Below are 8,014 nucleotides of genomic sequence, written 5' to 3' on the forward strand. Positions count from 1 at the left end.
GTTTTTCCGATGCTTATCTTTATCCCGATTCTTATTTTTGTCGCGCTGGTGATTGTTGGCGCAGGCGTCAAAATCGTGCCGCAGGGCTATCAGTGGACGGTGGTACGTTTTGGCCGCTATACCAAAACATTGCAACCGGGGCTAAGCCTGGTGGTGCCGTTTATGGATCGCATTGGTCGCAAGATCAATATGATGGAACAAGTGCTCGACATTCCTTCCCAGGAAGTTATCTCGAAAGATAACGCCAACGTGACTATCGACGCAGTCTGTTTTATTCAGGTGATTGATGCCCCACGCGCAGCTTATGAGGTCAGCAATCTGGAGCTGGCAATCATTAACCTGACCATGACCAACATCCGTACCGTACTGGGTTCGATGGAACTGGATGAAATGCTCTCCCAGCGCGATAGCATTAACTCGCGCCTGCTGCATATTGTCGATGAAGCCACTAACCCGTGGGGGATAAAAGTCACCCGCATCGAAATTCGTGATGTACGCCCACCGGCAGAGCTGATCTCTTCGATGAACGCGCAGATGAAAGCGGAACGTACCAAACGCGCTTACATCCTTGAAGCGGAAGGGATACGCCAGGCGGAAATTCTCAAAGCGGAAGGTGAAAAACAATCGCAAATCCTGAAAGCGGAAGGCGAACGTCAGTCGGCTTTTTTACAGGCCGAAGCGCGTGAACGTTCCGCCGAAGCGGAAGCCCGCGCCACCCAAATGGTGTCTGAAGCCATTGCCTCTGGCGATATTCAGGCGGTGAACTACTTCGTGGCGCAGAAATACACCGAAGCGTTACAGCAGATCGGGTCGTCCAGTAACAGCAAAGTGGTAATGATGCCATTAGACGCCAGTAGTCTGATGGGGTCGATTGCCGGGATTGCCGAACTGGTGAAAGACAGCGCCAGCGAGCGGGCTAAATCATGATCGCGTTGCTGGTAGTCCACCCGCATATTTTCTGGCTGAGTCTCGGTGGTTTGCTGCTGGCGGCCGAGATGCTGGGCGGCAATGGTTATCTGCTGTGGAGCGGTGTCGCGGCGGTGATTACTGGTCTGGTGGTCTGGCTACTGCCGCTGGGTTGGGAATGGCAAGGGGTGATGTTTGCTGTTCTGACGTTACTCGCCGCCTGGCTGTGGTGGAAATGGCTGTCGCAGCGGGTACGCGAACAAAAGCACAGCGATAGTCATCTAAACCAACGCGGACAACAGTTAATTGGTCGTCGTTTTGTGCTGGAAACGCCGCTGGTCAACGGGCGTGGCCATATGCGCGTTGGCGACAGTTCATGGCCGGTCAGCGCCAGCGAAGATTTAGGTGCAGGCACGCATGTTGAGGTGATTGCGATTGAAGGGATAACATTGATCATCCGTGCGGTCATCGCCTGATGCGACGCTGACGCGTCTTATCAGGCCTACAAACTTGTGCCCGAACCGTAGGCCGGATAAGGCGCTTTCGCCGCATCCGGCAGTCGTGCACCGACGCCTGATGCGACGCTGACGCGTCTTATCAGGCCTACAAAAATATGCCCGAATCGTAGGCCTGATAAGGCGTTTACGCCGCATCCGGCATATAGCCGAGTAGAGGCAAAATTACTCTTCCCGGCCTTTACTCATACTTTTTTGGTCTTCATCCGGATAGTGTTTTTTTAGATATTCCAGGACGTTTTTATTGACCTTATGTTGGGTATACACCCACCCTTTCCAGTAATCAGGCTGGTCCAGGTACACTTCTGGCGGAATGGTAAAATCAGAAAGCGTTAACCATTCGGCTAACAGATCGGGGTTTCTCTTCTGGATCAACTGCAACAGCATGATCAGCGACATAGCAGAGGCAGGAGCCGTACTATCGCCGCTTAAATACTTCCACACCGTGGAACGATTCGAACGAAAAAGGATGGGGAGTAGCGCCCTGTCCAGATTCATTTCATTAAAAATCTTCTCAAATTCATTCATTTAATTTCCCTGCCTGGCGTAAACCTCTTAAAAATTGAGATTTATCAAAGAAACGCATTCTAGCACACATCAGGAACCTCTTCACGTTTAGCCCAGAAACGGAATTTATTTCGCTTATAAAAACAAGTCGTTACTCTTTTTTACAAGGAAATAGCACGAAATGAACTTCATAATTATTTATATAAGAAACAACCAATGTTTCTTTTGGCTAGTGTTTACGCTTACATCGCATAAAAATGCGCTTTACATCATACAAATGGCGGCGTAGATTTCGTTCAAACTGCAACGCATATTATTTCTTATAGAAACAATATTTGTTTTCTTTAGAACAATAAACGTGACTTACTTTGATAGAGAAAAAATGCATGAAATCTGTAAAGTTGTCTTTACTGGCTGTTGTTGTTGCTACCGCGGTAAGTCCATCTGCGTTTGCGGGTGATACTGTTGAAGCAGCAGCGACAGAATTAGCGGCAATCCAGCCAGGAATGTCGCAAATGGAAATTGATCAGAAAATTGGTCGATTTTTAGAAAGGACAGGGAACAGTGCTGCTACACAAAATTATCTAATTGCACATAATTACAAAACTACAACGCCTCAGAAAGCCGATGATACAGCCGCCTCTCCCGTACAGCCCACCAGTACGCTGAACCCGATAACCAATCAAGCGCAGCTCGACCGCGACAACGGGCAGGATACCGCCATTCAGAACGCGCAGCACACAGCCAACTGGACATCGCTGAAAGCCGATGACGCACATCATGCCATTATGGTGGCGCAGACGGATATTGATGCTAATAAAGTCGCCATTGCTGACACCCGCACTGATGAACGGCGTCAAACTTTCTGGTGCCGTGACTGAAAACAAAAACAATATTGAGCAGAACCGTAACGATATTGCCGTTCAGCAGCAACAACTCGACGAAACCCAGAAAACCGTTGCCGCCACTGGCGATGTACAGACTGCCGCCCGTTATCAGAGCATGATCGACGCCAGACAGACAGCCGCTACCGATGCACAGCAGCAACAACTCGACACTACACAAAAAACGGTTTCCGCACTTGGCGATGCCCGCACCAGCGCACATTATCAGGAGATGGTTAACGCCAGGCTGGCCGCACAAAATGACGCTAATACACGTACCACAGCAGAACAAAAACAAAGAATAGATACCCTCACAACCAACCAGGCAACGCAGCAGCATATCGACAGCGTGCAATACGGGGAGCAAATTCAGCGTCTGGCACAAGACTCAACCCAAACACATGAACAAATTGACAGCCTGACACAAGACGTAACCCAAACGCATCAGCAGTTAACAAATACCCAAAAACGTGTCGCAGATAACAGCCAACAAATCAATTCACTCAATAACAATTTCAGTTCGTTGAAACATGAGGTGGAAGATAACCGTAAAGAAGCTAATGCAGGTATCGCGTCAGCCGTCGCTATTGCTTCACAGCCTCAGGTTAAGACAGGTGATTTTATGATGGTGTCTGCCGGAGCGGGTACATTTAATAATGAATCTGCGGTATCTGTCGGTGCTTCGTTTAACGCTGGAATTCATACAGTAATTAAAGCGGGTGTCTCTGCAGACACACAATCTGATTTCGGCGCGGGTGTCGGCGTGGGATATTCTTTCTAAATTTTATAGCGATTTCTTATTCGCAATATTTCTCAATTCTTTAAGGTTAATAATGATGAATAGCACCATTAAATCGTTTTCCCTGCTGACTATTATCTTACTGGCTGGCTGTAGCTCCCCCACTTCCCGTATCGCAGATTGCCAGGCGCAGGGCGTCAGCCATGACACCTGTTATCTTGCAGAACAGCAGCGCCAGGCGGCTATTTTAAGTGCATCCGAGGCGCAGGCTTATAAGAACGCAGAAGCCGCACAACACGCCCAGGCCGCTAAAAAATCCATTTATAAAGGTTTTGGTCTCACCTTTAGAATGAGCAGTAAAAACTTTGCTTATCTCAATGATTCATTATGCGCGATTGATGAAGATAATAAAGATGCCACCGTATACCAGTCTGGTCTTTATAACGTGATTGTTTATCACCATACAGGGAAAGTCGCATTAATGAAGGAAGGCCAGTTTGTGGGCTATTTAAAATGAAGAATGAAAAAAAACCAACTCTGATGCATATTATGATTATTGGTGCATTTATCTTTGCGTTCTTACAAGTTGTTTTATTAGCCTCCCTGGTTCACGCTGTTAATGCCAGCAACGCAATCCAGGAAGGTTTATTTCAGTCGGGACGCATTATGGTAGAAAGTTTGCAGCATATTCTTTCTGTGCAAACGGGGATTAACTGATTTTTCACCCCGCCCGATGATGGCAGCAGCCGGAGAGATTTTCGATAATCGGGCAGTCGGCGCTGTCATCGCCGGGGCAGGCGTTTGCCAGCGCCAGCAACTGGTCGCGCATGGCTTGCAATTCCTCAATATGCCGTTCGATCTCCGCCACTTTCTCCAGCGTGCGCCGTTTTACGTCGGCGCTGTGTCGCTGCGGATCGTTAAACAGGTTCACCAGCTCTCCGCTCTCTTCCAGGTTAAAGCCCACCTGGCGCGCCTGGCGCAGTAACGTCAGTTCGTTGAGATGTTGCTGCGTGTAGGTGCGATAGCCGTTTTCGCTGCGCATTGGCGGTGTCACCAATCCCTTCTCTTCATAGAAGCGGATGGCTTTGCTGGTCAGGCCGGTAATTTTTGCCACATCGCTAATGTTCATCGTTCACGCAACGCCTCCTGTGCTTTGTTAAAGGGTTTCAACAGATAATCCAGCACGCTCTTTTTGCCCGTGCGGATATCTACTGTCGCGACCATACCTGGGAATATCGGAAACTGTTGTTTATGTTTATTTTCCAGATGGTTGCTGAAGGTGCGAATGTACACCCGATAGTAATAAACATCGCGCCGCACTTCATCCTGAATGGTGTCCGGTGAGATCACCGCCACTTCTCCTGGCAAGCCGCCGTAGATGGAGTAATCGTAAGCGGTTATTTTCACCAGCGATTTTTGCCCCGGATGGATAAATGCCACATCGCGCGGGGAGATTTTTGCCTCAATCAGCAGTTGCTCATCCAGCGGCACGATAGTCATCAGTTTACCACCGGGGGCGATGACGCCGCCAACTGTGGTAACGTCAATGTCCTGGACAATGCCACGTACCGGCGCGGTAAAGTTGAGCCTGGTGAGAGAATCTTCCCGCCCACGGATCACCGAGCGCTGGGTTTCCACTTCCGCATTGGCTTTTGCTAACTCTTCCCGCGCCTGAACGTAATACTGTGTACGCACGTCGTTAAGTTTGTTTTCCAGTTCATTAGCCTGGCGCTGTAAACGCAGCACTTCCACGTTGCTCGCCGCCCCTTGTTTCACCAGCGGCTGGGTCATTGCCAGTTCACGATTGACCAGACTAATCCCTTGCGTCAGTCCGGTGGTGGCTTTGCTTAACCCTTCACGGCGGGTGTTGTATAACGCCGTTTCGGATTCGATAAGTTCGGGAAATTTATTCAGTTCGTCAGGGAACACCAGCGGTTTATTGCTGACTTCCGCCCGCAACCGCGCCGAGGTTGCCAGCGCTGCGTACAGCCGCGACATCGCTTCCTGTACGTCGGATTCAGTTTTGGTGCGGTTAAGCTGCGCCAGTGGCTGACCCTGTTCGACAATATCGCCCACCTTCACGTCGAGATGATACAAAATGCCGCCTTCCAGCGACTGCACCACCTGTTCGCGCCCGGAAGGTTCTACGGTGCCGCTGCCGGTAGTCACTTCATCAAGCTGGAAATACCACGCCCAGCCGAGAAAACAGAGCAGCATCACTGCGGTAACGCGAACTGCCAGCGCCGATCGCGGCAGATGCGGTTCATTAAGGCCACGGTTGTATTGCATTTGTCCGTTCATGCGGCAGACCCCTTATTCTTCTCCTGTAACACCACGCGTCGCGCCGTGGGTTCGCCCTGCTCACGCAAAATGGCCTCTTTCGCACCGTCCATGACAATCCGCCCCTGATCCATCACGATTATCCTGTCCACCAGTTGCAGCATCGCCGTGCGGTGAGTGGCGATGACCAGCGTGCGATGGCCAATCCACTGTTTCAGTTGTTCGATTAAGTGCGCTTCCGCCATTTCATCCAGCGAGGCGCTGGGTTCGTCGAGCAGGACAATATTGGGTTGAGAGATGAGGAGCCGCGCCAGCAGCAGCGTTTGCCGCTGACCGCCAGAAAGGCCAAATCCCCCTTCCTGAATCATGTAGTTGAGTCCGTTTTTCTGCTTCTGCACAAAAGGCAGCGCCCCGCTGAGGATTAACGCGCGTTCGATATCTTCATCGCTGGCCTCTGGCATCCCCATGGTGAGGTTTTCCCGCAGCGAGCCGAAGAACAGTCGCCCGGTCTGGCTGAGTAGCCCCATGTCGCGACGCAAATCCGCCGGATCAAGCTGCCCGATGCTGATGTTATCCAGCAGCACCTGCCCTTGCTGGGCGATACGCATTCCGGCGAGCATTTGCAGCAGCGTCGATTTACCCGCGCCGTTGCGCCCGAGAATGGCGATTTTCTCTCCGGCCTGAATGTTGAGTTTGCCGATTGCCACATCGGCAATCTTCTCTTCTTCGTCGTAATAAAACACCGCGTTGCTGAACTGATAATTACCGTGCAGCACCGCTTTATGCACCAGTTTGCCGTGTTCCGGCTGATCCACCGGGCGCTTCATCAGTTCATCGAGGCCATTACGCGCCACTTTCGCCTGCTGCCAGCGCGAGAGCACGCCGGATATCTGCGACAGCGGCGCGATGGTGCGCGAAGCCAGGATCGTCGTCCCGACCAGCGCGCCGGTGGTCATGTCACCGTTCATCACCATAAAGCAGCCCACCAACAGCACCACCACGTAAACGATGGACTGCACTTCCTGAGTCCAGGTAAGCAGCAACCCGGTGAGAAAGCGTTGCTTCATGCTGATGGACGAGGCCACGTCGTTGGTGTGGTTCCACTGATTCTGGAAACGCTGTTCGGCGCGCAACAGTTTAATGTCTTCAATCGACTGCACGGCTTCCACCAGCGTCGCGTTGCGTACCGCCGATTCGCGCATCCCTTCGTTCGCCAGCCGCGCTAACGGGCGTTGTACCAGCAGGCCGGGGATCACCAGCAACGGCAGCGCCAACAAAACCACCAGCACCAGCCAGCCGCCAATCATCCACAGAATAAAGACAAACAGCAGGAAGAACGGCAGGTCTGCCACCGCGCCGATGGTGGTGGAAGTAATAAGCTCCCGCACCGATTCCAGTTCACGGATCTGCGAGATAAACGATCCAGTGGATTTCGAACGCACGTTATTTTTCAGCCGTAATGCGTGGCCAAAAACGCGATCCGAAATACGCAGATCCGCCCGCTTGCCAATCACATCGGAAAGATGTGTGCGCACCATGCGCATACAAAACTCAAACAGGATCGCCATCATCACCCCGGCGAACAGCACCCATAGCGTCGGGTACGACTGCGCCGGAACCACGCGGTCGTAAACCTGCATCGAGAAAATCATCGCCGCCAGCGCCAGCACGTTCGCCACCAGTGACGCCAGCATAATATCGCCGTAGCGCCGCCAGTCTTTCAGCGACAGATTCCAGAACCAGTTCGCCTGATACGGGCGAATATAGTCATCTACCCGCGCATCAGGGATGGCGCTGAGTGGTCGCAGCAGCGCCAGTTCGACGATTTTGTCTTCAACATCCGCGACGTTAAGCGTAGTTTCCAGCCCTTCGTCACCGCTGAACTGAATGCTGATATTGTCGTGGTTGTCGCGCCGGGTGATCACGCCGACCTGCTGATTATCAAACACTGCAATCAACGGCAGCCGCCAGGGGTTAAGCGAATCGGCGGAAAACTCGACCAGCCGCAGCCCCATCCCCAACTGCCGCGCCATGTCGGTGAGTAACTCCTCCCGTTTACTGTCGCGCTCCCAGTTGACGGTCGCGCGCACGTTCTCCTGAGAAAAATCAAGTCGATAATAGCGCGCCACGGCGATCATCGCCTCCAGCCAGGCTTCCACGGACTGGGCATTTTTTTTCATTAT

9 protein-coding genes and 1 pseudogene are annotated in these 8,014 nt (G+C 51.8%); 6 read left to right on the forward strand and 4 right to left on the reverse strand.

Annotation, left to right across the window (positions count from 1 at the left end):
* Nucleotides 1–9 precede the first annotated feature (9 nt).
* Both C7B16_RS03605 and C7B16_RS03610 read left to right on the forward strand, forming a co-directional pair.
* Complete coding sequence (locus C7B16_RS03605) at nucleotides 10–927, forward strand: SPFH domain-containing protein (protein WP_107179374.1); 918 nt, start codon at nucleotides 10–12, stop codon at nucleotides 925–927.
* The gene (locus C7B16_RS03610; protein WP_016248431.1) at nucleotides 924–1,382 is read left to right on the forward strand and encodes an NfeD family protein; all 459 of its coding nucleotides are present in this window, start codon (nucleotides 924–926) and stop codon (nucleotides 1,380–1,382) included. Before C7B16_RS03605 ends, C7B16_RS03610 begins: the two co-directional genes overlap by 4 nt.
* Before the next feature lie 204 nt (nucleotides 1,383–1,586).
* Here the strand turns inward: C7B16_RS03610 and C7B16_RS03615 are convergent, their stop codons facing one another.
* Nucleotides 1,587–1,949: a hypothetical protein gene (locus C7B16_RS03615; RefSeq protein ID WP_001001646.1), complete on the reverse strand. Its 363-nt coding sequence runs from the start codon at nucleotides 1,947–1,949 to the stop codon at nucleotides 1,587–1,589.
* Nucleotides 1,950–2,314: 365 nt separating this feature from the next.
* On the opposite strand from C7B16_RS03615, the gene C7B16_RS25195 reads away from it, so the two are divergent.
* The 4 genes and pseudogenes from C7B16_RS25195 to C7B16_RS03630 all read left to right on the forward strand — a co-directional run bounded on the left by C7B16_RS25195 (nucleotide 2,315) and on the right by C7B16_RS03630 (nucleotide 4,268).
* The gene (locus C7B16_RS25195) at nucleotides 2,315–2,809 is read left to right on the forward strand and encodes a hypothetical protein (protein WP_258182525.1); all 495 of its coding nucleotides are present in this window, start codon (nucleotides 2,315–2,317) and stop codon (nucleotides 2,807–2,809) included.
* Between the two features lie 58 nt (nucleotides 2,810–2,867).
* Nucleotides 2,868–3,593, forward strand: a pseudogene (locus tag C7B16_RS25200) (YadA-like family protein); the annotation flags it as partial.
* Between the two features lie 52 nt (nucleotides 3,594–3,645).
* Nucleotides 3,646–4,068 (forward strand): hypothetical protein, encoded by a 423-nt coding sequence (locus tag C7B16_RS03625; protein WP_001515911.1) that lies wholly within the window; start codon nucleotides 3,646–3,648, stop codon nucleotides 4,066–4,068.
* Nucleotides 4,065–4,268 carry a hypothetical protein gene (locus C7B16_RS03630; protein ID WP_000787079.1) on the forward strand — a complete coding sequence of 68 codons (204 nt, stop codon included), beginning with the start codon at nucleotides 4,065–4,067 and terminating at the stop codon, nucleotides 4,266–4,268. Before C7B16_RS03625 ends, C7B16_RS03630 begins: the two co-directional genes overlap by 4 nt.
* 4 nt (nucleotides 4,269–4,272) lie before the next feature.
* Here the strand turns inward: C7B16_RS03630 and cueR are convergent, their stop codons facing one another.
* The 3 genes from cueR to C7B16_RS03645 are packed head-to-tail and all read right to left on the reverse strand — an operon-like array spanning nucleotide 4,273 to nucleotide 8,011.
* Nucleotides 4,273–4,680 carry a Cu(I)-responsive transcriptional regulator gene (gene cueR / locus C7B16_RS03635; RefSeq protein WP_001026744.1) on the reverse strand — a complete coding sequence of 136 codons (408 nt, stop codon included), beginning with the start codon at nucleotides 4,678–4,680 and terminating at the stop codon, nucleotides 4,273–4,275.
* A complete protein-coding gene (locus C7B16_RS03640; protein ID WP_001014334.1) occupies nucleotides 4,677–5,852 on the reverse strand; it encodes an HlyD family type I secretion periplasmic adaptor subunit in 1,176 nt (391 codons plus the stop codon). The genes cueR and C7B16_RS03640 overlap by 4 nt, the downstream gene beginning before the upstream one ends.
* On the reverse strand, nucleotides 5,849–8,011 hold the full coding sequence (locus tag C7B16_RS03645) for a type I secretion system permease/ATPase (protein ID WP_016248429.1): 2,163 nt from the start codon (nucleotides 8,009–8,011) through the stop codon (nucleotides 5,849–5,851). The genes C7B16_RS03640 and C7B16_RS03645 overlap by 4 nt, the downstream gene beginning before the upstream one ends.
* Nucleotides 8,012–8,014 lie beyond the last annotated feature (3 nt).

Origin of the sequence: Escherichia sp. 20412-1 (assembly GCF_003027595.1) — a bacterium.
Classification (GTDB): domain Bacteria; phylum Pseudomonadota; class Gammaproteobacteria; order Enterobacterales; family Enterobacteriaceae; genus Escherichia; species Escherichia marmotae.

Excerpts from the sequence above, each read along its gene's own strand:
- C7B16_RS03605 (WP_107179374.1), top strand. The coding sequence starts at position 10 with ATGCTTATCTTTATCCCGATTCTTATTTTTGTCGCGCTGGTGATTGTT.
- C7B16_RS03610 (WP_016248431.1), top strand. The coding sequence starts at position 924 with ATGATCGCGTTGCTGGTAGTCCACCCGCATATTTTCTGGCTGAGTCTC.
- C7B16_RS03615 (WP_001001646.1), bottom strand. The coding sequence starts at position 1,949 with ATGAATGAATTTGAGAAGATTTTTAATGAAATGAATCTGGACAGGGCG.
- C7B16_RS25195 (WP_258182525.1), top strand. The coding sequence starts at position 2,315 with ATGAAATCTGTAAAGTTGTCTTTACTGGCTGTTGTTGTTGCTACCGCG.
- C7B16_RS03625 (WP_001515911.1), top strand. The coding sequence starts at position 3,646 with ATGATGAATAGCACCATTAAATCGTTTTCCCTGCTGACTATTATCTTA.
- C7B16_RS03630 (WP_000787079.1), top strand. The coding sequence starts at position 4,065 with ATGAAGAATGAAAAAAAACCAACTCTGATGCATATTATGATTATTGGT.
- cueR (WP_001026744.1), bottom strand. The coding sequence starts at position 4,680 with ATGAACATTAGCGATGTGGCAAAAATTACCGGCCTGACCAGCAAAGCC.
- C7B16_RS03640 (WP_001014334.1), bottom strand. The coding sequence starts at position 5,852 with ATGAACGGACAAATGCAATACAACCGTGGCCTTAATGAACCGCATCTG.
- C7B16_RS03645 (WP_016248429.1), bottom strand. The coding sequence starts at position 8,011 with ATGAAAAAAAATGCCCAGTCCGTGGAAGCCTGGCTGGAGGCGATGATC.